A 25765-nucleotide genomic window follows, 5' to 3' on the forward strand; every position below is an offset into this window, starting at 1 on the left:
TGTGAGAAAAAATTTATAAACCTTAGAAAAAAGTTTTTTACTGAAACATAATGACAGCTTTTTTAACGATATTAGGATTTAATTCGGCTATACCTACCGCAAATTCATTTCCCACAGCCCAGCTTCTGGAGATGGCAGATCGCAGCTTTCTCATCGATTGTGGGGAAGGAACCCAAGTACAGCTCCGAAGGGCAAAGGCTAAATTCTCAAAGATTAATCATATTTTCATCTCTCATTTGCACGGTGATCATTGTTTTGGGTTGCCGGGGCTCATCGCCTCGCTTCGCCTGCTCGGTAGGGAAACTCCCCTCTATGTCTATGGGCCCAAAGGCATCAAAAAGATGCTCGAAACCATCTTCAGTATTACCGAAACTCATCGCGATTTTGAGGTCATCTATACCGAATTAGAAGCTCATCATTCACAAAAAATCTACGAAGATAGCAGGGTAGAAGTTTATACTATTCCGCTAGACCACAGGATTTATTGTAATGGATACCTCTTCCGAGAGAAACCAAAACCCCGCAACCTGAATATGGACGAGATAAGGAAGTATGATGAAATAGAAGTCTGCGATTATCAAAACTTAAAAAACGGGAAAGATTTCCAGCTAAAAGATGGATATATCCTGAAAAATGAAGTCCTCACCCTGCCGCCGAAACCGCCCCTCTCTTATGCTTTTTGCAGCGATACCCGATTTAAGGAAGATATTATCCCCATCATCAAAGGCGTAGATTTACTTTACCACGAAGCTACATTCCTCAAAGACCTGAAAGAAATGGCGGACTACACCGGGCACTCCACCGCCGAAGAAGCCGCAACCATCGCACAAAAAGCAGGGGTAAAGAAGCTCCTGCTTGGGCATTTCTCCAACAGATACTCCGATTACTCCGTATTTACAGACGAGGCGAGGGGCATTTTCCCAGAAACCTACCTCCCAAAAATGCTCGAAAGAATAGAAATTGGATAACTTGTTTATAATAAGGAAAATATAATTAAATTATATAAAATCAAGAATAATGAATATTAAAAACTTAATTATAGGATTTGGTAAGGCAGGAAAAACCCTTGCTTCATACTTAGCAGATAAAGGTGAGGAGGTAGTACTCATAGAAAAATCAGAAAAAATGTATGGGGGAACTTGTATCAATGTAGGTTGCATTCCGACAAAGACTTTGATTAGTCAGGCAGAGAAAAATATCCCTCTTTCAGAAGCTGTTGCTCATAAAAATAAACTCATTACTTTCTTGAGGGCTAAGAATTTTGAGAAATTAGATAATCACAATAAGGTAGAGGTAATTACGGGTGAAGCTCGTTTTATTGGGGCAAAAACTGTGGAAATCATTAGCCCCGAAGGGAAGTCTATTGCAGAATATACAGCAGAAAGGATTTTTATTAATACAGGTACCAAGTCCTTTATTCCTCTTATTGATGGGGTAAATGTTTCAGGAATATATGATAGTACTTCGATAATGGAGCTGGAAAATCTCCCTAAAAAATTGTGTATAGTGGGAGGAGGTTTTATAGGATTGGAGTTTGCCTCTATGTTTGCAGATTTTGGTAGTGAAGTGGTTATCCTTGATAATGGAGAAATATCCCTCCCAAGAGAGGATAGAGATATGGCAGAAGCTATTGTGCAGAGTCTTTCAAAGAAGGGTATTGATATTATTAATAAAGTTGCAGTACAGAAATTTGAAGAAAAAGAAAATGGCGTATTGGTAAAGTATAATGATACTGAGCTCTATGCAGATGCGGTTTTAGTAGCCACTGGTCGTATTGCCAATACTGAGAATCTGAACCTTGATAAAGCAGGTATAGAAACCGATACAAGAGGTTTTATAAAAGTAAATGACCAGCTTCAAACGAATATAGAAGGAGTATGGGCGTTAGGAGATGTAAATGGAGGCCCTCAGTTTACTTATATCTCTCTCGATGATTTTCGTATTATTAAAAATCAGTTGTCTGGAGGTAAGTACAATTCCAGACAGGAGCGTAAAGACTTTGCTTTTTCCGTATTTATAGACCCTCCTTATGCTCATATAGGGCTTAAAGAGAAAGATATAGATTTGACCAATCCTTATATTAAAGTACAGAAACTTCCTGCAGGGGCTATTCCAAAAGCAAGGGTACTCAGCAAGACCGATGGACTATTAAAAGCAATCGTAGATACTCAAACTGAAAAGATCTTGGGTTGTACGCTTTTCTGTGCTGAGGCTCACGAACTTATTAATACAGTAAAATTGGCTATGGATAATGAGTTGAGCTATAAAGTGCTTAGAGACCAAGTGTTTACTCACCCCACAATGTCTGAGGCTCTTAATGATTTATTTAATATATAAAGTATAAATGAACGAAAATTTAAGTCTTGAAGAGCTAAGGGATTTTTTAAACGAAAAAGTCGAAAAATATAACTGCCCTAAGTTTGTAGAGACCGATCCAATACAAATACCTCACCGCTTTGAGCTGAAACAAGATATAGAGATTTCAGCTTTTTTGACGGCGATAATTACCTTTGGGAAACGGAGCTCCATTATAAAATCTGCTGATAAAATGCTCGATTTTATGGGGAATTCTCCTTATGATTTTGTGATGGATTTTACGGAAGAGAATTTAGAGAGAATAGGGAATAGAGCTATTCACAGGACTTTTTCAATGGAGGATTTTCGGTTTTTCTTGACTTCTCTTCGGAGGATTTATTCTGAGAATGAGAGCATGGAAAATTTATTTTTGCTAAAAGAGGGCGAGACGAATTTCTATCACGCTTTGGAGAGATTTAGATCTAATTTTTTTGGTGGAGATTATTCGCATAGAAGTACGAAACACATTGGCTCCACTTATAAAAATTCAGCAGCAAAGCGACTGATGATGTTTCTGCGCTGGCTCGTACGAAAGGATAATAAAGGCGTGGATTTAGGGATTTGGAGTGCACTTTCTCAGCAGTATTTATCACTTCCGTTTGATGTGCATGTGGGGAATATTTCTCGACAACTCGGAATTTTAGAACGAAAACAAAACGATTGGAAAGCGGTGGAAGAGCTCGATAAAATCATTAGAACCTTTGATGCTAAAGACCCTGCGAAGTACGATTTTGCACTGTTTGGATTGGGAGCAATGGAGGATTTTAATTAAAAAAGAAAAAACAATGTTTAGCAAGGAAGAATCGGCAAGGATGAGGCAGGAGTTTTGGACTTCTTTTGGGAAATCTTTTCCTCGAAAATGGATTTTATATAATACTAAAATCAAGGGTTTTAGCTTTAAATTTCATTTTGACACCAAAAAAGCGATGGTTTTAGTTGTGATAGAGGGGAATTTGGAGCATCGGATTCGATATTTCGAGAAAATGCAGTCTTTGGAAAATCTTCTAATGGATTACTGGGAGGATGCGGTTTTTTCGGATAGTTTTGAGCTGGAAAACGGAAAGGAAATCTCCTGCGTATTTGTAGAAAAATATGGTGTATCTATCCATAATAAGTCAACTTGGCAAGAGACGATGAATTTCCTTCACGAAAAAATGCTGAAATTGGAAGAATTTTGGCTGGAATATGAGGATTTTTTCAGAGATGAATAATCCTTATCAAAAACAAAATATTTTGTTTGGCGTGTTTATATTTTCTATCTTCGTCCCTTAGATTAAAAAAAGTAAATTATCATACAATGAAATTCTTTATTGATACTGCAAATTTAGAGCAGATTAAAGAGGCAAGAGACCTCGGTATTTTAGATGGCGTTACGACTAATCCGTCCCTTATGGCAAAGGAGGGTATCAGCGGGAAAGATGCTGTAAAAGCCCACTATAAAGCGATTTGTGAGCTTGTAGATGGAGATATCTCCGCAGAGGTTCTTTCCACTACTTACGATGAAATGATTGCAGAAGGGCAGGAGCTTGCAGCAATACACCCGAATATTGTAGTAAAAATCCCAATGACCAAAGACGGAGTAAAGGCTCTGAAATATTTCAGCGAGAAGGGGATTAAGACCAATTGCACTCTTATATTTTCTCCTGGTCAGGCTCTTTTAGCGGCGAAGGCGGGGGCTACTTATGTCTCTCCATTCCTCGGCAGGTTAGATGATATCTCTACCGACGGGCTTGCATTGATTGAAGACATCAGGATTATTTTTGATAACTACGGATACAATACTGAGATCCTAGCGGCATCTATCCGCCATTCTATGCATATTATCAACTGCGCGAAGATAGGTGCAGATGTAATCACTTCGCCTCTTGCACCGATACTCTCCCTGCTTAAACATCCCCTTACGGATAATGGACTGGCACAGTTCATCGCAGATTCTAAGAAATTAGGGTAGCCTATAGCGATTGGCTTCTAGCTTTTAGCTATTAGCCAGAAGCTACTTATTGCCTAAAGCTAAAAACTTTATCTTTGCCCAATAGTTTTCAGGTATGAGTGTAGTTGCGAGGCAGAGTTTTAAATATACTTTAATTGGTTATTTTGGATTTTTGTTGGGGACTTTTTCAGCAGTTTTTGTCTTCAATAGAGATTTTGAGTTCTATGGCAAGCTGCGTTTTATAATGAATTCTGCGGAGTTTATCGCACCATTTATCATATTAGGTGTGTCTTATTCTAATGTAAAATTCTTCTACCACGCCCATAAAGACGGCAGACACCATAATATGCTTTCGCTTTCTTTGGTAGTTGTCTTCATCAATTTTTTTATTTTCCTGCTGGGGGTAGGCTTAGCGCCGATTGCATTTCCAAAAATAAAGCAGCTTGAGTTCTGGAATTACAAATTCTACATTCTCCCCCTCGTGCTGATGCTCTCAATCAGCCCCGTTTTCAATAAGTTTATCTCCAATTACAAAAGAGTCGCCATCAGCAATGTTTTTGATAACCTGTTCCCAAAAATCGCTAATCTTCTGGCGTTTTCACTCTTCTTTTTTTGTGGTTTTTCACAGGTTATTTCATTTACAACCTTCCTTGCGGTTTTCTTTTTTTCTATGATAGGCTATGCACTCTATGCCCAAAGATTAGAACCGATTCGTCTGGATTTTTCAACCGATTATTTTAGAAAAAACCATCTTTGGAAGGACTTTTCAAGCTATAGTTTTTTTGGTTTCTTGGGAACTTTTGGTAATCAGCTCACGATAAACAATCAAATGGTAGGCGAATTTCTCGGTATGGAAGATATGGGCGTCTATTCCATTCTTTATTCGCTAATTTCCCTCGTCTCAATCCCTCAGCTTGGGCTCTTCAATGTATCCGCACCGATGATCAATCAATATCTTAATGAAAAGAAATACGGAGCACTGGATGCTTTTTATAAAAAATCTTCGCTTTATCTTTTCTTTTTGGGTGCGGTGCTTTTCTCGTGTATCGTTGTGGGGTTTCCCTTCCTCGCTTTGCTGATGAAAAATGGAGCTCTACTGCTTTACTACCAACCGGTGGTTTGGATCTGGGGATTGGCTGTTTTATTTGACCTTGCAACGGGCTTTAATGGCAATATCCTTTCCCTCTCTCAATACTACAAGTTTAATATTTTGGTAATGATTCTTCTCTCAGCGCTTACGGTGAGCCTTAATCTCTATTTCATTCATTACACGGAGCTAAGGCTTGTCGGTATAGCGATCTCCACAGCGATTTCCCTCACAATATATAATGTCATAAAAGTAGCATTTAATTACTGGAAGTTTAAGGTTCAGCCTTTTGGTATAGAGATGATGTATGGTACGATTATTTGTACAATTTCGATGAGTGTAGTAATGATTTTACCTAATGCACCTCATCATTTCATTAATCTTATCTATAAACCTACCCTTGCACTCATTCTCATTTTTATTGCAAATTGGGCATTTAGACTCATCCCGATGAATGAGCTTCTAAAGAAATTTCAGAGGAAGAATTAAACTTTAAGAAAAAAATAACAGCGAGTATTGAGGTGCGTACATTATAATGTTTTATTTTAGCGGTTAATAAAACTAATCAACCATAAAACTTAAATACTATGTTTGCAAACATTTATCCAGTAACGATTGTTTTTGTTATTTTTTTTGTTTAAGGCTTGTTTCTCTTTTTATTTCCATACGAAATGAGAAGAGAATAATAAGAGAAGGAGGTGTTCAGTATGGGAAGTTTAATTCTTTATTGCTTGCCAGTACTCATATTCTCTTTTATTTTTCGTGTCTTTATGAGGCTTATCAAAAGCAGAATTTACAAATTAATACTACTTCAGAGGTCGGTATTGCTGTTCTTACCTTCGCTTACCTAATGCTTTTTTATGTCATTTATCAGTTGGGCAGTGTATGGACGCTTAAAATCTATATCCTTAAAAATCATAAGATAAAGACTTCCTTTCTTTTTAGGTATGTGAAACATCCTAATTATTACCTTAATATCATTCCAGAATTAATTGGTATTGCTCTTTTGTGTAGAGCTAATATCAGTTTTGGCATACTTTTTCCGATTTATTTAATTATTCTGGGGATAAGAATTTACCAGGAGGAAAGAGCAATGAAAAATTTATATTAACTATAATAACTAAACAAATGAAAAATTTAAAAGTTTTTAGCTTGATTTTAATGGCAGTAATGCTGTTTCAGGCGTGTGGAAGTTCAAAGACAAGTGTATATTGGGTAGATGCTTATAGGGCAGACTGCTCAGGAGTGGGTAAAATGCAGTGCTTGAAAGTCTATAAAGGAAATGATTTAGATAAAGCCCAATGGGAGCTCATCTATTCACCTATTGAGGGCTTTAAGTTTGAGGAAGGTTTCTTTAAAAAGATTGAGGTAAGGGAAGAAAAACTCAATCCTAAGGATGTCCCAGCAGATGCCCCTTCTGTACGATATACTCTGGTGAGAGAATTGGAAAAAGTAAGCGATTTTAAAACTCAGTTGGATGGTCAATGGCTCTTAGAGGCTGTTAATTCTAAAAAATTAGGAGATGATTCTATGTTCCCGATGAATATAGACCCTTTCCAGAACAAAGTTAATGGCTCCGATGGTTGTAATCATTATATGGGAGGCTTTAGCAAGCTCAATTCCCGAGAAATGGTATTTAGTCCGCTGGCTACTACATTCCGACTTTGTGAAGATATGCAGGTTCCAGATGCTTTTTCACAGGCTATTTCTCAGGTGGCAACCTATAAAGTAGATGAGCACACCCTTTATATGTATAATAAACAAGGCAAAGAGGTTCTCAGATTCGGAAAGGTAACAAGATAAGTACTTCAGCGATGAGATGTACAAAAAAGAGGAATAATCGGATTATTCCTCTTTTTAATTTTTCAGGCTTGCTTGCCTTCGTTCCAGTAATAGGAGTCTGGATAAATCCTCTGCCCGAAAATCGCAGTGCCCACGCGTACTATCGTTGCGCCTTCTTCTATTGCGGTTTCCAGGTCGCCACTCATTCCCATAGACAGCTCATTCATTTCTACATTTGGGAGGTTAAGGGCAATGATGTCTTGCTGTATTTTTCTCAGCAGTTGGAAACATTTTCTCACCTCTTCGGTTTCGGCGCTGAAGAGCCCTATGGTCATTAGCCCCTTTATTTTAAGGCGAGGGAGTGCTGCTACTTTTTTTACGAGTGCTATGGCTTCGCTTGGGTGCACACCGAATTTACTCTCCTCATCAGAGGTATTTACTTGGATAAAAACCTCTATCGTTTTGTCTTCAAACTCTAATCTTTGCTGGAGTTTCTCTGCAAGGTCCAGCCTGTCCACAGATTCTACGCAGGAGATGCCATAGCGAAGGATTTCCTTGATTTTATTCGTTTGCAAATGCCCAATGAAATGGCTGGTGTGGGGGGTATCTTTCAGGGCTTCGTATTTTTCTTTTACTTCTTGCACTTTATTTTCTGCAATGAGGGTTTGCCCAGCTTGCAGAGCGATTTTTATCCTCTCTGGGTCTACTGTTTTTGTAGCGAGGAGGAGTTTTACTTCGCTTGGGTTTCTTCCTGCTTTCTCACAGGCGTTTTTTATTCGGGTAAGGATAGCTTCGAGGTTGTGTAGTAGGTCTTCTTTCATTGTTTATTTAATTTTTTTCGTTTTCCCATTGGTTGATGAGCAGCCCTTTCACTAAGGTCAGGGTATAATCTTTGGCTTCGGCGTAGGAGATTTTGTATTTCCTCTCAATGTTCTGAAAGTCTTTGGGGAAAGGCTCCAGCAGTGTGTCGTAGTACCGATTTAATAGCTCATCCGAAGGCATTTCAAACTTGATTTTTAGCTGAAATCTCCTCAGCAGGGCTATGTCTATAATCTCTGGGTGGTTGGTCGCGCAGATGAGCAGAGCCTCTTTCGGGAAGTAGTCTATGAGCTGGATGATGGTATTTACCAATCGCCTCATTTCCCCTACATCTTTATCATCGCTGCCTCTGGCTTTGCCTATTTGGTCAAATTCATCGAGGAAGAGGATAGCCTTTTCCCTCGCTGCTTTGTCAAAAATCTGCTTAATATTCTGGGAAGTCTCCCCAATCCGCGAGCTCACGATATTGCTCAGGTTCAGGATGAGAATCGGTTTATTTGTAGCGGTGGCTATTGCTTTTGCCGTCATCGTTTTTCCGCAGCCTGAGTGCCCAAACAGGAAGATTTTATTATTAATCGGTATGCCGTATTCGCTCAGTTTATCGGCGTATTGGTGCTCCTTAATCAGTTGGTTTATCGTCTCTTTATTTTTATTGCTAAGGAAGACTTCATCGAGGTCAATCTTCTCCTTATCGTCTATCAGCAGGTTAAAAATATTCATTGTTTTGTTTTACTGCGGGCAATTTACTAAAAAAAGCCCATTAGCCCAATTGAGCTTGATAGCCATCGCTCAAATTTTGACCCTCATCGCATTAAATCAGTGCGCCATCGCATTAAAATAGAGGTCTGAGGCATTAAAATAGAGCGTTATCTTATTAACCTTACTAAGAATTGTAGTGATTTTGATGAAAATCGGTATTAAATACGCCTTTTATTTATTAAATTGATACTTTAAGAAGGTGGATTACTCAGCTAAGGCATTAAAGTTTTAATCAGGCCGCCCTTTGGAGGATTTTTGATTATTTAATACCTTTGAGGAAAAATTAGATTAATGAAAAAAGCAGCTTTAATAGTCTTCGTGGGGGTGTTTTTATCCCTCTCAAATGCACAGACTTACTCCATTCCCGCAGCCAGCCCAAGGCAAGTAATAGATCAGCAGTTCTCCATCTCAAAAATAACGGTAGATTACGGTAGACCAGGCGTAAAGGGGAGGAAAATCTTCGGAGATTTAGTGCCTTACGGCAAAGTTTGGAGGGCAGGAGCCAATTCGTGTACAAAAATCAGCTTCGGGCAGAATGTAATTTTCGGCGGTAAGGAGCTCAAAGCGGGTACTTACGGTCTTTACATCATCCCGCAACCCAATCAGTGGCAGGTGGTTCTCAATAAAGATTTCCAAAGCTGGGGTGCTTTCTCCTTTGATGAAAAACTCAATGTACTGGAGACTGTCATCCCCGTAGAAATCACAAAAACACCCACCGAGTGGTTTACGATAGACTTCCTACCCAATGGAAAAGAAGGAATGCTGATGCTGATGGCTTGGGAGAATGCTAAAATTTCTGTCCCGATAAAAGTTTCAAACCCAGAAGTGGTCTCCAAAATAGAGGAGAAGCTCGGTGAAGCCAGAAAAATTGAAAGAGAAGGCAATAAAAATTAATGAATACACAAAAATACCTCTGAAAATCTCAGAGGTATTTTATTTTTTACTTGGCGAAGAACTCCATTAGGTCTATGTAGTTCTTTTGGTTGATTCCGTGCCCGCTGATGTACTCCCTAAATGTGAAATAGCAGCTGAGGTCGTAGAGCAAATCGGCTCCCTTCCTCGCCCATTCTATGGGGATTACCGCGTCTTCCGTACCGTGAGACACAAAAAACGAAAGGTGGGCGAATTTCTTTTTGTCCTCCTCTATATTCTTCAGAATTTTGGTCTCTGGATAAGTGCTCAGGCAGGCGATTTTGGAGAATTTGCTCGGATGTTTCAGGGCAAGGGCATAAGCGAGTACGCCTCCTTGGCTGAATCCACATAAATGGCTCTTCCCTTCGCCAATGCCGTAGGTATTTTTAATGAGCTGTATACTGCTGAGTATCGCTTCTAATGATTCCTCTGCCTGAGGTATATTGATGAACTTCTCTGCATTGATAAAGTCTATATCATACCACGCAAAGCCATGGTATGGAGTGTTTCTTGGTGCTCGGAAGCTCACCACGAGCCAGTTTTCTGGTAAATCGGGTACGAAGGAGAATAAATCCTGTTCATTGCTCCCGTATCCGTGAATGAGAAAGAGTACAGGCGTCTCAGCGTTTATTTTTTCAGGGGCTCTTACGATATAATTCAGTTCCATAATGGTTGGGATTTATGTGTTTCAGGGGTGTTTTTTTTTATACCGAGAAGAGTGAGCGCCTTTCTATGTTAACCAGCATTAGCCTTGCAATATTTGATGCTCTGGCTCTGGCTTCGTCGGCTACTTCACCCTCGAAAAGCTCGTCTATCGTAGAGAAAAATACTTTTATCCACTCGGTAAATTCTACTTCCGTCATTGGGGCAATCTGTGCGAGGTCAATATGCTTTTTCATTGGGTTTCCACTGAAACTCTTCTCGCCAAGAAGTATGCTCGCCCAGAAGGAATACATTACAGGGAGGTGTTTAGACCAATCTATCTTTGCAATATCATCGAAGATATAACCGAGGATTTCGTTTTTCTTCACTTTATCATAGAAAACATCCACTAGCTTGATGATATCCTCCCTTGTTTCAATATCTTTTTTCATAAGTTTCTGAATTAATGGGTAGCAAAGATAAAGATTAATTAATTTATGCTTTAAGCAGCTAATAGCTATTAGCCAATAGCTCATTGCTAATTGCTATATTTGTGCCTTAATCTTTATTATTATGCAAAATTATTTGGCTCTCTTGCAGCATATATTGGATAATGGCTCGGATAAAACTGATCGTACAGGTACAGGCACAAGGAGTATCTTCGGATATCAGCTGAGGTATGATTTGTCCAAAGGATTCCCCCTTGTAACGACGAAAAAAGTACATTTAAAATCCATCATCTACGAGCTGCTTTGGTTTCTAAGAGGTGATACCAATATAAAATACCTAAATGATAACGGCGTAACGATCTGGGACGAGTGGGCAGATGATAATGGTGACCTCGGGCCGGTCTATGGTGCACAGTGGAGAAGCTGGAAAGGCGCCGATGGTAAAATCATTGACCAAATTTCTGAAGTTATTGAGCAGATAAAGACTAATCCTGACAGTAGGAGGCTTATCGTCTCCGCTTGGAATACTGCCGAAATCCCTAATATGGCACTTGCTCCCTGCCACACGATGTTTCAGTTCTATGTAGCCGATGGAAAACTCTCGCTTCAGCTCTATCAGCGCTCTGCAGATGTATTTCTCGGTGTGCCATTTAATATTGCGAGCTATGCCCTCCTCACAATGATGGTAGCACAGGTCTGTGGCTTGGAGGTGGGAGATTATGTGCATTCCTTCGGAGATGTGCATATCTATAATAACCACTTTGAGCAGGTGAAAAAGCAACTCGCACGAGAGCCAAAAGTGCTCCCAACAATGAAACTAAACCCAGAGATAAAAGATCTATTTGATTTCAAATACGAGGATTTCTCTTTGGAGAATTATGAGCCCCATCCTGGCATCAAAGCCCCAGTGGCAGTTTAGTGATTTTTATTTTTGCAACCGAAAATCCATATCTAAATCCTATTAGCATTGACTTTTGCACAAGTTATTCTTCCATTAAATCTGAAAGGAACTTTTACTTACAAGATTCCCGATGCCCTAGCTGATGAAGTTGAGGAAGGAAAACGCGTCTTAATTCCTTTCGGTGGGAAGAAGATTTATACAGGCATTGTGCAGTCATTACACTCAAATGCTCCTGAGGGTTTTATTCCAAAGGAAATCATCAGTGTGCTGGATGAGGTTTCGTTGCTCCCACAGGAGCAGCTCCGCTTTTGGGAATGGCTTTCGGGCTACTACCTCTGCAATATAGGGGAGGTCTACCGCTTTGCCTTCCCCGCATCTCTTAAATTAGAAAGCGAGACTTATCTAAAACTTCGCCCCAATGCAGAGATAGATTATCAGATTTTAGAGGCTAATGAGATTTTCCTCATTCAGGCTTTGGAAGTGAGGCAAGTCATCAACCTGAAAGAAACCGAAGCATTTATCCCCAAAAAGGAAATTATAAAAACAGTAAAATCCCTCATAGACCTGCAATATATAGAGATAGACGAAAAGGTCTCCGAGAGGTATAGAGCTAAGGAAGTGGCCTATATTAAGATAAAGGAAGGAATTCTAAAAGGCGACCTCACACAGATATTCACCAATTTAAAACGCTCAGCAAAGCAGAGAGAGCTACTGATGCACCTCCTCTCGCTTTATTCTGCAGCGCCAGAAGCTCCTCTCCGCAAATCTGATGTTTTGGAGAAAGGAACATTTACTCCTACACATCTAAAAGGGCTTATAGAAAAAGGGCTCGTAGAAGAGTATTACCTTACCAAAGACAGACTCACCTTCTACGAAGGGGAAATGGAGAAAGTAGAGCGGCTAAGCCCTACCCAGCAAAGAGCAAAAGATGAAATAGATGATGCCTTTGCAAACCGACAGAATGTACTCTTGCACGGAGTTACTTCCTCTGGGAAGACGCATATTTTCCTCCAAAAGATAGATGAAGTAGTCTCCAAAGGAGGTACAGCACTCCTCCTCCTCCCCGAAGTCTCCCTTACAAAACAGATGATACTAAGATTAGAAAAGAAATATGGAAAGGCATTGGGGTATTATCACCAAAAACTTACCGACTTTGAGAAAGTAGAGGTCTGGAAAAAGGTAAAGAATAATGAGCTTAGCGTAGTCATTGGAACGCGGGCTGCTCTTTTCCTGCCCTTTCAGAGTTTAGGGCTTATCGTGGTAGATGAGGAGCACGATTCTGCTTTTAAACCGAAAGAAGTCAGCCCCTTTTTTAATGGGAGAGATGCCGCACTTTACCTCTCCTCCCTCTACAATGCTCCAGTTATCCTCAGCTCGGCTACGCCATCGGTAGAGGCGTATTATCTTAGCCAAATCGGTAAGCTCAAATATGTATTCATCGGAGAGCGATATGCAGAAGTGGCACTTCCCAAAATGGAGGTCATTAATTACAAGGAAGCTCAGGATTTGAAAAATGTAAGCGGTAATTTCAGTCATCAGCTTCTCGGTGAGATAAAAAAGGTATTGGATGAAAAGCACCAAGTAATGATACTCCACAACAAGCGAGGCTATTCCAATGTATTGGAATGCGAGGCGTGTGGCTATGTGGCCTACTGCCCAAATTGCGATGTGGTACTCACTTATCACAAGGCATCTCACGAGATGAAGTGCCACTACTGTGGCAACCGAGCAGCTCGCCCTATCGCTTGCCCCAAGTGTAAATCTAAAAACCTTAGCGAGCGTGGCATAGGGGTGGAGAAGATGTATGAAGAAATCCAGAAGCATTTCCCCAATGCGGAAGTAGATAGAATGGATACCGATGCTATGCGGAGGAAATTTGCCTACGAAAAGCTCTACGAAAAGCTCGAGGAAGGCAAGACTGATATTTTAGTCGGTACGCAGATGATTGCTAAGGGGCTGGACTTTGACAATATAGAACTCGTAGCCGTCCCTCGAGCCGACCAGATGCTGCACATACAGGATTTCCGAGCAGAGGAGCGCGCATATCAGCTCATCACCCAAGTATCTGGAAGGGCTGGCAGGAAGTCGGGACAGGGGCGCATCATTCTTCAAACCTTCAATCCTCAGCAGCCTATTTTTAGGTTGATTAATAAATCCCAACCCTCCGAAATCTACCGCTATCTATTGGATGAACGGAAGAAATTCCACTATCCACCTTATACAAAATTGGTTTTAATACAGCTCAAACACCGAAAAGAGGATAAACTCGAGCGAGCAGCAACCTTTATGGGGAATATCCTAAGAAAATACCTCCCTTCAGAATGTGTTTTTGGCCCCGAAAAGCCTCCCATTTCGCGAATTAATACCTATTATCATTACCAAATAATGCTCAAACTTCCTCGTGGCAAAAGCTACAAGCGATATAAACAATTCATAGAGCACAGCCTCCACGAATTCGACCAAGTAAAAGCCTACCACTCCATAAAACAAACCGTCTTTGTAGACCCTTAGTTGGCAGGTAAGTAGGCTTTAAGTATAAATACTTAGTTTATCAATCGAATATCATAAACTTATAAGCCTTCCTAAATCTTTCCCAAATTTGTTTATTTCTTTGCATCAGTAAAATTTTATACAAATGAAGACAAGACAAAGTTTAAAAATGATTTTAGCTGTATTAGCTTTATCAACAGGTGTATTTGCAAAGGCTCAAGATGATGTAGTTATTACTTCCTCTCAGTTGCCAAAGACGGCTCAGGCATTTATTAAAAAGAATTTCAGTAGCCCAATTCTTCAAGCAACGAAGGATTATGACTATGGTATCATCTCTGAGTATCAAGTCTATTTAGAAGACGGTACGAAGTTGGATTTCAATAGAAGTGGCGTTTGGAAGGAGATAGAGAATAAACATATGGGGATTCCTTTCTCAGCAGTGCCAGCAAAGATAGCTGCTTACATTAAACAGAAATTCCCAGGTACAAAAGTCTTAGAAATAGATAAAAAGCGCTATGGTTACAGTGTGAAAATTTCTAATGGTTTGGAATTAGAATTTAGCTCAAGCGGAGCTTTTCTAAGAATTGATGACTAAAACAAGACTTACCAACAAAAGAGTTGAGATACAAAATATCTCAGCTTTTTTATTTTCCCTTTGGCTATATTTTGAGGTATAAATGTTAATTCTTTTAACATCTACCTCCTTGTTTTTCTGACAAAATGGCTGAAACCGCGTTAAAAAGTCTAAAAAGTTTTAGTGAACCTCCTCACAGAGATAGCTTTGCCAGCAAATAATAATGTATGAGACATTTTAAAAATCTTAAAACTGTTGTCATAAGTATTCTTTTGGTTTTGTCTTTCTCCTCAGTAAAGGCACAGAAAAAACACTCGTATATAGAGAAGCATAAAGAGATTGCAGCTCAGCTCTCTCAGGAATATGGAATCCCCAGCACAGTAATATTGGCAGTAGCCTTTGTAGAATCTGGAGGAGGAACGAGTAAAAACTCTCAAATCTTAAACAATCATTTTGGTATTGTGGGAAAAAATACAGTCAATAAATCCAGATACAGAAGTTTTTTATCTACTCAGGACAGTTTCAGGGCGTTTTGCGACCTGCTATCGAGAAAGAAGTATTACCAAAGACTAAAAGGCAACGATGACCACTCCGAATGGGTAAAGGCAATAGCCAAAGCGGGATACTCCACTCAACCACAAGAATGGATGCGAAGGATAAACCTGATGATTAAGAAAATTGAACCACAATTAGACTAATAATTAATCTAAAAAAGAAAAAGAGACAATGTTGATTGTCTCTTTTTTTATAATGTGGGCTTATCCGCCAACTCTTTTGGTTTTATATCCCATATCTTTTAGAATTTGCATTACTTTATCTCGGTTGTCTCCCTGTATAATGATGACGCCATCTTTTTCCGAACCTCCAATTCCCAGCTGGGTTTTGAGTCTTTTTGCAATTGCTTTTAGTTCATCAGTACTACCTTCAAATCCTTCTATAAGGGTTACGGGCTTTCCATTTCTGCCTTTCTTTTCGTACTTACAGATGAGCGGATTGCGCTGTTCAAATACTTCTCTCTCTTCGGGAAGTTCAAAGTCTTCTTCTATATGGTCTGGGAAGAGGTTTTTAAGCTGATCTCTTAAATCCATTGTTATAATTTCAAGGTTTTCGTATCATCTTCTATGCTATATCCGAGGACTTGGGCTAAGACAAATATTTGTTCCAAATTCTCTATAAGCTGCTTTTTACTATTGCTAATGAGCCTTTCCTGATTCACACTTTTGTAGGCTTTGTCTTTAGCACTTTGGGTAATTTTCTTTATTTCCTCTTCGCTGAAACGGCTGAGGAAAGAATCATCCATCGCTTGTATTTCCACACTTGGGAGGATGCGAACCTGTGGCTGTGGGAGCTCGCGAATGATGAGTCGCTTACGAGTAGAATCTACCTCTATATTCATTTTATTGAGGTCGTAGCTTACCTGCACATTGGTTTTGGTAAAGGTGATGATGGATTTCTCCGTACCTGGGATTGTACCTCCGAAGAGCTCTCGGGTGATTTTTGTGCGTTCCATAGAGGAGAAATCCTGCTCTACAACCACCATTTTATTCATCTTTTGAATTTGATTGGTGATGAGGTAGTAATCCGATTTTTCATTTTGACCGCCCTTTATCGTGAAGAAATAAACCGCAAAGGAGACGAGTACCGAGAGCAGAAAGCCCATCAGTAGCCCGTCTTTAAATCTTACTTCTTTCATACTTTATTTATTTTTTGTTGAGTACCTGTACTAAATCCTGCTCCAGCAACCCTGTCTTGGGGTTTCCTACCAGCCTTCCGAGTACCTTGTCATATTTTCTAATGATAATCGTAGGGAGTTGGTGGATGTTATTAGCGGCTTCTTCGCCTGCGGGAGACTCTTTCTTTCGGTTGAGCGCAATGATTTCCAGCTTTGCTTTTGGATATTTCATCACATCTAAAACTTTGATAAGCCTTGAAAACACCCTTTGGCTATCGGTATCCCAAGTACCTATAAATACGCTTATTCGGGTGGAGTTAATCCCTGCTTTTTTTAATGATTTAATAGCTTCCGAGTGGGGAGTATAGTCTGAATACTCCTTTGCAAACCAATCTTTAAAAGGCTCTTTGTGGAACTGGTCAAGGGTCTGCCTGCCGAGGAGTAAAGCTCCGTCTTGCGAAGATTCTACCTGCCGATTCACTACGATTTTCTCACCGAGACAAGAGGTGAGCACCACCGATACGAGCCCTACAACTGCGATTGTTAAAAAGCGTTTCTGCCTCATCATCGGATCTTCTTAGCCTAAGAATTTCTTTAAATCTGCTGGCGAGTAGTTAATGCTCTTCAAGACTTTGTTATCGGCTTTTCGGTGAACATTAAACTTATCTCCCGACTTCTCAGAATAGGCTTCCACGCCTTTATTGGCATAGAATGCTATTGTGGCATCGGCTTCCTCCTGAGTAGTACAGGCTTTGGACATATTGGAGCGCTGCACTTCATCGAACATCTCTACGAATTTCTCGCCCATCCCAAACTCCAGCACCGCTCCGCTGAGCACATACTGCAAGTCGCAGAGGGCATCAGCCACCTCCACAAGGTCATTGTTTTCTATTGCGGCTTTCAGCTCGTCCAGCTCCTCTTGGAGGAGCTTCAGTCTTAGCTCTGCTCTATCAGCAGAGGGGATTTGTGGGGCGTCCAGAATTGGGGCATTAAAGGTCTTGTGAAACGCTGCCACTTGGTTTAGGGCGTCTAATTTTTCCATCTTTCAATAGGTTGGTTTAATGATAAGAAACCACGCCAGGGTAGCTTCAAGGGGTGTTAATACTTATGCTTTCTTTACAAATTCGGATTTAAGAGCCATTGCTCCGAAGCCGTCTATTTTGCAGTCTATATTATGGTCGCTATCGGGTCTCAGGCGTATGTTTTTCACTTTCGTGCCTGCTTTCACGGGTTTTGGGGCTCCTTTTACTGGGAGGTCTTTTACCACGACTACGGAGTCTCCATCTTTCAGTTCGTTTCCGTTAGCGTCAAAGACTTTATCTTCGTTTCCAGCCTCTGCGGGGTCCCACTCGTGGAAGCATTGGGAGCAGACCATCAGGTGGTCTTGTTCGTAGGTGTAGTCGGAGCCACATTTTGGGCAAGTCATAATCGTTTCGCTCATATTTTTTATTTTTCGCAAAAGTACATTTTTTAATTTTAACATAGAGTTAGCTGTAAGCAGTGTATGCTTAACTTCTGGTTATTGGATTTTAGCTTACAAACGAATAGCCAATGATGCTTCATCCTAAAAGTATTCCCCACGCCAGTGAGTGCCTTATCGGCTATGGTGTGTGGGGAGCATTTAGTAATAATTATATCACCTGCAAGGTGTTTTTGGTGCTAAGGGAGGAATTAGTGGGCTTCGAGCCAGTTGTTGCCAATGCCTACCTCTACGAGGAGGGGTACGGTGGTGCGTACGGCGGACTCCATTAGTTGTCTGATGAGGGGAGCTACCACTTCCAGCTCGTCCTCAGGGGCTTCGAAGAGGAGTTCATCGTGTACTTGGAGGAGCATTTGGGTTCTTAAATTCTGCTCGTGGAGGGCTTTATCGATATTAATCATCGCGATTTTAATAATATCGGCAGCGCTCCCTTGTATCGGTGCGTTTACGGCATTTCTCTCGGCGTGCCCTCTTACGACGGCATTGTTAGAATTGATATCCTTCAGGTGGCGTCTTCGCCCTAAGATGGTTTCTACGAAACCGTTTTGCCTTGCTTTGAGGACTTGCTCGTTCATAAACTCCTTCAGCATTGGGTAGGTCTGGTAGTAGGAGTCTATCATTTGTTTGGCTTCGCTGCGGGAGAGCCCAGTTTGCTCGGATAGGGTGAAGGAGCTTTGCCCGTAGATAATCCCGAAATTGACAGCCTTAGCTTGGCTTCTTTGGGACTTAGTTACATCGGTTATGGGGACTTTGAAGAGTTTGGAGGCGGTAGATGCGTGGATGTCTTCGCCATTCTGGAAGGCTTTAATCATATTATCCTCGCCAGAAACTTCGGCGATGAGCCTGAGCTCGATTTGCGAATAATCGGCGGAGATGATTTTCTTGCCCTTATCGGCTACGAAAGCCCCACGAATCTGCTGCCCCCTGAGGGTTCGGATGGGGATGTTTTGGAGATTAGGGTTGAGGCTGGCGAGGCGTCCAGTGGCCGCTGTGGTTTGTGAGAAATGGGTGTGCACCCTTCCGTCTTTGGGCTGAATCTCCTGCGGGAGGGCGTCTACATAGGTAGATTTCAGTTTCTGATAGGTTCGGTACTCGAGGATATGCCCGATGATGGTGTGCTTTCCAGCGAGCTTTTGCAGCACTTCTTCGGAGGTGGAGTATTGCCCTGTTTTGGTTTTCCTCGCTTTTGGGTCAAGGTGGAGCTTAGCGAAAAGGATATCGCCGAGCTGCTTAGGTGAGTTGATATTAAACTCCTCCCGAGAGAGGGCGAAAATCTTCTTTTCAAGCACTTGGAGGTCGTTTTCTAAATCGAGGCTCTCTTTGGATAGCCAGTCGGTATCCAATGCTACCCCTGCGAGCTCCATCTTTGCCAAGACTTTCATCAGGGGCATTTCTACATCGTAGAAGAGGCTTTCGAGGTTTTCTTTTTTGAGCTGTGGGGCGAACTTCTCGTAGAGCTGAAAAGTGATGTCTGCATCTTCGGCGGCATAGTTGGTTTGCTGCTCGAGGCTCACAGATCTGAGGGTTTTCTGGTTTTTGCCCTTCTTCCCGATGAGGCTCTCGATGGGGATAGGCGTATAGCTGAGGTAAATCTCCGAGAGGTAATCCATACCGTGCCTGCCGTCAGGGTTTAGGAGGTAGTGGGCAATCATTGTATCAAAGCAATTTCCTCTGATGCTGATGCCGTATTGGGTAAGGACTTTTAAATCATACTTGAAGTTATGAGCGATTTTAAGGATATCTTGCTTTTCAAAAAAAGGTTTGAAGATTTGCAAGGTCTCCAACGCTTTTTCTCTGTCCTCCGCAAGGGGGATATAGTAGGCGAGCCCTTTCTGGTAGGAGAAGCTAAGCCCGATGAGCTCTGCTTCCAGCTCGTTGAGCGAAGTGGTTTCGGTATCAAAGACTACCGCCTTTTGCTTGAGGAGATTCTCTACTAATATCTGCTGCGCTTTGGGCGTATTTACGAACTGATAAAGGTGGTCGGTATTCTCTATCGTAGCTTTATTGGTAATGAGGAATTCCTGCTCTTCGGCTTCAAAATCCGCAAAGAGGTCAAGCTGTCTTGTGAGCCCCGTAGGTAGTTTTTGTGCGGGTTCTGGGTTTTTAGGTTTAGCCTTCTCCATATTCAAAGGCTCGTTAAATGCTCTGTACAGGTTTTCGTATAATCGTTTGAATTCAATTTCATCAAATATCTTCTGGATTTCCTCAAAGTTTGGCTTTTCTACATCGTATTTCTCCTGTTCAAAGTCTATTGGCACATCGCAAATAATCGTTGCTAATTTTTTGGAGAGTAGTCCTTGCTCAGCGCTGGCTTCTATTTTTTGCCTTAGCTTACCCTGAATTTTTGAGGTATTTGCGATCAGGCTTTCAATAGAACCGAACTGCTGAACAAATTTAAGGGCAGTCTTCTCTCCCACCCCTTGCAGACCAGGGATATTATCCACCGCATCACCCATCATTGCGAGAATGTCTATGACTTGTTTAGGATGCTTGATGCCATACTTTGCCTTGACTTCCGCTATGCCGATAATCTCAACATCTCCACCCTTTGATGCGGGTTTATAGATTTTAATATTATTGGTTACGAGCTGACCAAAATCTTTATCAGGGGTAACCATAAAGACAGTGTAGCCCTCCTTTTCTGCTTTATGGGCGACTGTCCCAATCACATCATCTGCCTCATAGCCTTCTACTCCTAGAATGGGGATTTTCATTGCCTCTAAAATTCTCTGGATATAGGGTACACCTATTTTTATTGCCTCTGGAGTTTCGCTTCTGTGGGCTTTATACTCGGGGAATTCCTGTGTTCGTATATTCTCTTTTCCTACATCAAAAACTACGGCGAGGTGGCTTGGCTTCTCTCTTTTGATAAGGTCAATAAGGGAATTTGTAAATCCAAATATCGCTGATACATCGAGCCCTTTGGAGGTGATTCTCGGGTTTCTGATAAGGCCATAATAGCCTCGGAAAATCATTGCATACGCATCAATGAGGAAGAGTCTTTTATCGGATGAATTTGCCATTTTCTCGGTTTAAACAGGGCTCAAAGGTAGCAAAAATTATATCGGAAGTATAAGGATTGCAGATTTTAAAATTTTTCTTTCATCAGTATGGAGAAAAGAAAAGTACCAAAGAACTTAATCTTTGATACCTTCCTAATATGAGGGTTAATTAATTATAAATTAGGGTTGTTATTAACTTCCTGTTGAGGGATTTCAAGAGTGAGCTTGCCATCATTGTGAGCGAATGATGCACCGCCATGGAATTGATGATTTCTTGCTCTGGTAATGGTTGCTTTGTTTCGCTTCATAGCTAAGTAACTCTTACCTTCGCCCCAGAATTCAATTCTTGTTTGGAGATAGATTTCATCTGTAAGCCCGGTTCCTGTGAGACCATCTATATAAGACACATCAGCAATTTTTATGTATTTATCATTGCCATTGTTTAAGAAATTTTTCAGGATTTGTTTAGCTTGGGCTTCTTTACCCTGTTTAGCAAGAGCTTCGGCAGCTAGCAGGTGAAATTCATCTACACGCATAAATATGTAGTCATCAGTAACGATTCTTTGTCCACCAATTTTTCTTGCAGCTTTAGCCGCAGTATTATAAAATTTCCCTGTAGCGAAGTACTTGAAGTTTTTATAAGTACCGTTAAATTGCTCTTTTCTGATGTCATCGGTACGGATGGAATTATACAAGCCTTCGTCCATAGTTTTAAAATCGCCTACAGAAGCATAGCTATAAGTATAGAGGTCAACCTGTCCCCACCAGCTAATGAGGTCTAAACCGTTTTCTGTTGTGATGTCAAAACCCCACATCCAACTTGGATTTGTTGCCAAGTTATTAAATCCACCTAATAAATTCTCTCTTGTGGTAATGTTTAATCCACTATTGTTAATGATATCCATAGACAGTTCTTCAACTTTAGCATAATTGCCCATTGCAGCATAGACATAGGCAAGGAGTCCTTTGGCTACATATTTATCTATCATACCTTTATGTGCTCTATCAAAATTATCAAGCAGGGTAATGGCCTCGGTGAGGTCATCTATAATTAGTTGATATACCTGTGCTTGGGTAGATTTTGGCTGAGATTCCTGTGCCGGATTTGTATAGATAGGGATTGCCTTTTCGTTAGGAGCATATTCCTTATTATAGAGTTGCATTAGATAGAAATAAGCGTAGGCTCTTAGTGCTTTTGTTTGTCCTATAATGTGCTTATCAGTGTCACTATTACCATCTATATTTGTTAAAATATCATTGGCGCCTATAATTACTCTGTAATAATATCTCCAAGGGATATAATTAAAATCATCGGTAAAATCTTCTGTGGCACTGAGATTGGCAAGTCTTAGATATCTGTTATAACTATTTTTAGCTAATGCCATATCTGAAGATAGTAAATCCATAATAATATCATTGCCTTTTTGTCCAAAATCTTCGTGTCTGGTTGTACCGCCGGTTCTATCCATTACCATCATCACATATAAGCCATTAAGTTTATATTCGTTAGGTGCATTAGGAATTGTTTCTGTAGGTGAAGTATCCAAAAAATCTTCATTGCAAGATATGAGTGATAAAGTTGTAGCTATTGATAAGGCTACTATTACTAATTTTTTCATTTTAATTCATTTTAGAAGTTAGCTTTTATTCCTATTGTAAAAGTAGATAGAGGTGCATATGCATATCTACTGGATTCTCCATTCTCCGAAGTAGAAGGGTTGAAGCCTTTTCTCTTAGACTTTATCCAAAGATTATCACCAGATAAGGATATGGTAAGCCCATCAAGGCCAGTCCCTCTTAGAAAATCTCTATCAAATGTATAAGCTATATTAACATTATTTAGTATGAAATAATCTGTTTTTGTAAGGAAACGAGAAGACTGATTAGAGAAATTTCTATCACCACGATTGGAGTTGGACAATCTTGGTACATTAGTGATATCACCGGGTTTTTGCCATCTGTTATGAATGTCTTTATGCCAGTTTGCATTTCCAGCAGTAGGGTTGGTCATAAAGGTAGCATAGGAGTAGTCTATTGCATAGCCACCAATGCTGTAAAGCATTTGAGCTCCTAATGAGATATTTTTATATCCTACCGATAGATTAATCCCTCCTCTTAGATCGGGTATTGCAGATTTACCTATGAATTTCTGAGTGGCATCTGCATAGGACTCAGTAAGGGTTTGACTGATTACAGCGCCAGGATTGTTTTGTTGATATTCATAAAGGGAGTTTATCGCTTCATCTCCTGTATCATATACTCCGTTTTTATTTACATCTACATAATGCATCGTCCATTGTGCAGCACCTGTATTGGGGTTTACACCAGCCCATTCTCTTAGATAGTAGTCGTATATAGAGTAGCCTTGTGCTCTACCAAACCCAGATTCTGATAAATCAATGACTTTAGGTCTTCCTGTTACAGGGTCAATCGGCATTTTTGTAAGCTTATTTCTCAAGATTTCTCCATTTACAGATAAATCCAAGTAGAAATCATCTTTTTTAATAATATGCCCAATGAGGTTAAATTCTATACCTTGATTTACGAGTGCTCCACCATTGGTTTTTTCAATAGCATTACCTTGAGAAGGAGCGAGCCTTCGGTCAAATATTAAGTTATCGGTTGTTTTATTATAATAATCTATACTTCCTTCTAATCTTTTGTTTTTAAAGATTGAGAAATCCAGACCTGTTTGGAATATTCTCGATTTCTCCCAAGTAAGGTCTTTATATCCTTTTCTATTGTAAGAAGCACTTGGTGCGTCCATAAAGTTTCCGATATCATAAACATCATATCCAGGATAGTAGCCTACACCTGCCTGGTCTCCTACGGTACCATAGCTTGCTTTGAGTTTCATATTAGAGAAGAAAGAGTTCTCTTTCAGGAAATTTTCTCTTGAGAGTACCCAACCTAAACCAAGGGAGTAGAATGTACCCCATTTATGCGTACTAAACCTTGATGAACCATCTCGTCTAACAGATGCAGATGCTAAGTATTTGTTTTGATAGTCATAGCTAACAGAACCGAAGAAACTCTCCAGCTTGTAATTTTCTATATAAGAGTTAAGCGCAACGGTTTTAATAGCATTATTAAACTCTCCGGTATAAGGGTCTACTAATCCTGTTTTGTCTCCTCCAAGATATTTGTATTCGTAATCATTAGCCTCGTGAGCTGCGAATGCTTCCAATCCGTGATTTCCGAATTTGTTTTTATATCTTAATAATTGTAGGAAATTCCAGGTAAATGCTTCGTGCTTTATTTTAGATATTGATCCTCCTGAAGATGCCATACTACCATAGTAAGGGTTTTTATAATTGTCTCTACTATTATTAAAGTATTGACCGCTCAAGCGAGTTTCAAAGGTTAAATGCTTTGTAATATCTGCTTCTAAATTAAGGCTTGCATTCAGTTCATGCTTAGTATTGGTAAGCTTGTCATAGGTGGCATCTGCTATCGCATTGGTACCGAAACCAAAGTTCCTACCATTGTAGCCATAGTCGTATATATATCCTCCTAATGTAGTTTCAGGGATTCTGTTTCCATTGGCGTCCCTTAAGAAAAGAGGGTAGATGGAAGGAATGCTGTCAGAGAACCAGAATACACTTCCAGAGTCTGAAGTCTGTCCATTGTTTTGAGATTTTGTAAAAGCATATCCCATATTATAGGTTCCTCTTAACCAGTTTTTGGGTTGGAATCCTAAATTGAGCCTCGTAGAATATCTCTCAAAATTGGAGTTTATAGAGTAGCCGCCATCTTTTAAGTAACCAAAACTTGTATAGTAAGTAGTTTTATCGCTACCACCGCTCATACTAAGATTATGTTCTGTTCTTAGAGCTGGTTTATAAGCATAGTCTTGCCAGTTTTCTGGAGTGTATTTTCTGGTTACACCGTTTCTTACTTGTCGGGTAACAGGGTCTATTAAATCTTTACCTTCCACATTCCATAGATTATATAAAGGTGTTATACCATAATCACTGAATAGGATATTATTAGCATATTCTTCAGCGGTTCTAAAACCATACTGAGCTAATATAGCAGGGTTGATTTTTCCTTGATTATAAAGACCTTCCCAAACTAATGAAATGTATTCTTCTGGAGATTTTATTACTTCGTAGCGAGGAAGTAAGGAAAGGTTCATCCCTATTTTAGATTCAAACTGTATGCTTGAGCGATTAGCTCTCCCTTTTTTTGTATTGATAACTACAACACCATTGGCCCCTCTTGCACCGTAGATAGAGGTTGCCGTTGCATCTTTTAAGATGGTCATAGTAGCAATATCATCTGGATTGATTACAGAGATGTTCCCCTCGTATGGCATACCGTCTAAGATGTAGAGAGGGTCTCTATTACCATTTACCGAGCCGAAACCTCTAACCCTAATTTTAGCCGAAGTACCTGGTTGTCCAGTAGTATTAATCACTCTTACCCCTGCTGCTTCTCCAGCAAGAGCCTGAGAAACGTTAGACACAGCTTTGTTGTCAATAGACTTTGTGTTGATCTGAGTAGCTGTACCCACGAACTCATTTCTGTTCACTTTGCTATACCCTACGAGAACCAATTCATCTATGTCTCTTACGGTATCCTTTTTTACTTTTTGTGCCGTAGCTACTTGGCTCCCGAGGAAGAAAAGCACTCCAGCACTCAGTACATTAAAATTTAACCTCATATCAATTAAGTTTTTGTTGTGACAAATATGTTAATAAATATTAAACCTTGCAAGTTTTTATTAAAATATTGTTTATTTAATTAAATAAATAAGGTAAAAATGTGTATATTTTAATATTTGTGAAAATTTAAAAATATAATGATATTTTTGAGAATAAAGTAAGAGCTCATATAAAAAGGACTTAAGGTATTCGTAATTTTAATCTATGTATTTTTTGTTTTATTCAAAGGAGAAAAATCTTGTTA

25 protein-coding genes are annotated in these 25765 nt (G+C 40.0%); 13 read left to right on the forward strand and 12 right to left on the reverse strand.

The features are described 5' to 3' along the window. Positions 1-50 precede the first annotated feature (50 nt). From D8991_RS03725 to D8991_RS03760, 8 genes are all read left to right on the forward strand, one after another. Positions 51-968, forward strand: a complete 918-nt coding sequence (locus D8991_RS03725; RefSeq protein ID WP_120488839.1) for a ribonuclease Z — start codon at positions 51-53, stop codon at positions 966-968. Positions 969-1017: 49 nt separating this feature from the next. After that, on the forward strand, positions 1018-2337 hold the full coding sequence (locus D8991_RS03730) for an FAD-dependent oxidoreductase (RefSeq protein WP_120488840.1): 1320 nt from the start codon (positions 1018-1020) through the stop codon (positions 2335-2337). 7 nt (positions 2338-2344) lie between these two features. Further along, a complete protein-coding gene (locus D8991_RS03735; protein WP_120488841.1) occupies positions 2345-3127 on the forward strand; it encodes a TIGR02757 family protein in 783 nt (260 codons plus the stop codon). A gap of 13 nt (positions 3128-3140) precedes the next feature. Continuing rightward, a complete protein-coding gene (locus D8991_RS03740) occupies positions 3141-3566 on the forward strand; it encodes a DUF4268 domain-containing protein (protein ID WP_120489686.1) in 426 nt (141 codons plus the stop codon). Between the two features lie 86 nt (positions 3567-3652). Further along, the gene (gene fsa, locus D8991_RS03745) at positions 3653-4306 is read left to right on the forward strand and encodes a fructose-6-phosphate aldolase (RefSeq protein WP_120488842.1); all 654 of its coding nucleotides are present in this window, start codon (positions 3653-3655) and stop codon (positions 4304-4306) included. A 94-nt stretch (positions 4307-4400) separates the two neighbouring features. After that, entirely contained in the window at positions 4401-5861 is a 1461-nt protein-coding gene (locus D8991_RS03750; RefSeq protein ID WP_120488843.1) for a lipopolysaccharide biosynthesis protein, read from the forward strand. A 238-nt stretch (positions 5862-6099) separates the two neighbouring features. Continuing rightward, positions 6100-6483 carry an isoprenylcysteine carboxylmethyltransferase family protein gene (locus D8991_RS08995; protein ID WP_262512157.1) on the forward strand — a complete coding sequence of 128 codons (384 nt, stop codon included), beginning with the start codon at positions 6100-6102 and terminating at the stop codon, positions 6481-6483. A 17-nt stretch (positions 6484-6500) separates the two neighbouring features. Then, entirely contained in the window at positions 6501-7175 is a 675-nt protein-coding gene (locus D8991_RS03760) for a DUF4377 domain-containing protein (protein WP_120488845.1), read from the forward strand. A 62-nt stretch (positions 7176-7237) separates the two neighbouring features. On the opposite strand, the gene D8991_RS03765 is transcribed toward D8991_RS03760, so the two are convergent. Beyond that, on the reverse strand, positions 7238-7975 hold the full coding sequence (locus D8991_RS03765) for a YggS family pyridoxal phosphate-dependent enzyme (RefSeq protein ID WP_120488846.1): 738 nt from the start codon (positions 7973-7975) through the stop codon (positions 7238-7240). A 7-nt stretch (positions 7976-7982) separates the two neighbouring features. Continuing rightward, positions 7983-8693, reverse strand: coding sequence for an AAA family ATPase (locus tag D8991_RS03770; RefSeq protein WP_120488847.1), 711 nt, complete (start codon positions 8691-8693; stop codon positions 7983-7985). 330 nt (positions 8694-9023) lie between these two features. Between D8991_RS03770 and D8991_RS03775 the strand changes: the two genes are divergently transcribed. After that, complete coding sequence (locus D8991_RS03775) at positions 9024-9626, forward strand: DUF2911 domain-containing protein (RefSeq protein ID WP_120488848.1); 603 nt, start codon at positions 9024-9026, stop codon at positions 9624-9626. 46 nt (positions 9627-9672) lie between these two features. Here D8991_RS03775 and D8991_RS03780 read toward each other — a convergent pair whose 3' ends face one another. Next, positions 9673-10311, reverse strand: a complete 639-nt coding sequence (locus D8991_RS03780) for an alpha/beta hydrolase (protein WP_120488849.1) — start codon at positions 10309-10311, stop codon at positions 9673-9675. 37 nt (positions 10312-10348) lie between these two features. Continuing rightward, positions 10349-10738 carry a group III truncated hemoglobin gene (locus tag D8991_RS03785; RefSeq protein ID WP_120488850.1) on the reverse strand — a complete coding sequence of 130 codons (390 nt, stop codon included), beginning with the start codon at positions 10736-10738 and terminating at the stop codon, positions 10349-10351. Positions 10739-10859: 121 nt separating this feature from the next. Here D8991_RS03785 and D8991_RS03790 point away from each other — a divergent pair, with 121 nt between their 5' ends. The 4 genes from D8991_RS03790 to D8991_RS03805 all read left to right on the forward strand — a co-directional run bounded on the left by D8991_RS03790 (position 10860) and on the right by D8991_RS03805 (position 15398). Further along, the gene (locus D8991_RS03790; protein ID WP_120488851.1) at positions 10860-11654 is read left to right on the forward strand and encodes a thymidylate synthase; all 795 of its coding nucleotides are present in this window, start codon (positions 10860-10862) and stop codon (positions 11652-11654) included. Positions 11655-11702: 48 nt separating this feature from the next. After that, entirely contained in the window at positions 11703-14147 is a 2445-nt protein-coding gene (gene priA, locus D8991_RS03795) for a replication restart helicase PriA (RefSeq protein WP_120488852.1), read from the forward strand. A gap of 124 nt (positions 14148-14271) precedes the next feature. Continuing rightward, complete coding sequence (locus D8991_RS03800; RefSeq protein ID WP_120488853.1) at positions 14272-14721, forward strand: PepSY-like domain-containing protein; 450 nt, start codon at positions 14272-14274, stop codon at positions 14719-14721. Positions 14722-14927: 206 nt separating this feature from the next. Then, entirely contained in the window at positions 14928-15398 is a 471-nt protein-coding gene (locus D8991_RS03805) for a glucosaminidase domain-containing protein (RefSeq protein ID WP_120488854.1), read from the forward strand. Between the two features lie 60 nt (positions 15399-15458). On the opposite strand, the gene D8991_RS03810 is transcribed toward D8991_RS03805, so the two are convergent. The 8 genes from D8991_RS03810 to D8991_RS03845 form a co-directional block, all read right to left on the reverse strand. Continuing rightward, entirely contained in the window at positions 15459-15788 is a 330-nt protein-coding gene (locus tag D8991_RS03810; protein WP_120488855.1) for a translation initiation factor, read from the reverse strand. Positions 15789-15790: 2 nt separating this feature from the next. Continuing rightward, positions 15791-16393 carry a DUF4230 domain-containing protein gene (locus D8991_RS03815; protein WP_120488856.1) on the reverse strand — a complete coding sequence of 201 codons (603 nt, stop codon included), beginning with the start codon at positions 16391-16393 and terminating at the stop codon, positions 15791-15793. 7 nt (positions 16394-16400) lie between these two features. Continuing rightward, entirely contained in the window at positions 16401-16940 is a 540-nt protein-coding gene (locus D8991_RS03820) for a thioredoxin (protein ID WP_120488857.1), read from the reverse strand. Positions 16941-16949: 9 nt separating this feature from the next. Then, the gene (locus D8991_RS03825) at positions 16950-17414 is read right to left on the reverse strand and encodes a pyrophosphohydrolase domain-containing protein (protein ID WP_120488858.1); all 465 of its coding nucleotides are present in this window, start codon (positions 17412-17414) and stop codon (positions 16950-16952) included. Positions 17415-17477: 63 nt separating this feature from the next. Next, complete coding sequence (locus D8991_RS03830; RefSeq protein WP_120488859.1) at positions 17478-17813, reverse strand: zinc ribbon domain-containing protein YjdM; 336 nt, start codon at positions 17811-17813, stop codon at positions 17478-17480. A gap of 230 nt (positions 17814-18043) precedes the next feature. Then, entirely contained in the window at positions 18044-20875 is a 2832-nt protein-coding gene (polA, locus tag D8991_RS03835) for a DNA polymerase I (protein WP_120488860.1), read from the reverse strand. A gap of 152 nt (positions 20876-21027) precedes the next feature. Beyond that, positions 21028-22473: a RagB/SusD family nutrient uptake outer membrane protein gene (locus D8991_RS03840; protein WP_120488861.1), complete on the reverse strand. Its 1446-nt coding sequence runs from the start codon at positions 22471-22473 to the stop codon at positions 21028-21030. Between the two features lie 11 nt (positions 22474-22484). Next, entirely contained in the window at positions 22485-25520 is a 3036-nt protein-coding gene (locus D8991_RS03845) for a SusC/RagA family TonB-linked outer membrane protein (protein WP_120488862.1), read from the reverse strand. Positions 25521-25765 lie beyond the last annotated feature (245 nt).

The sequence above is a fragment of the Bergeyella cardium genome (assembly GCF_003614945.1).
In the GTDB taxonomy this organism is placed as follows: domain Bacteria; phylum Bacteroidota; class Bacteroidia; order Flavobacteriales; family Weeksellaceae; genus Bergeyella_A; species Bergeyella_A cardium.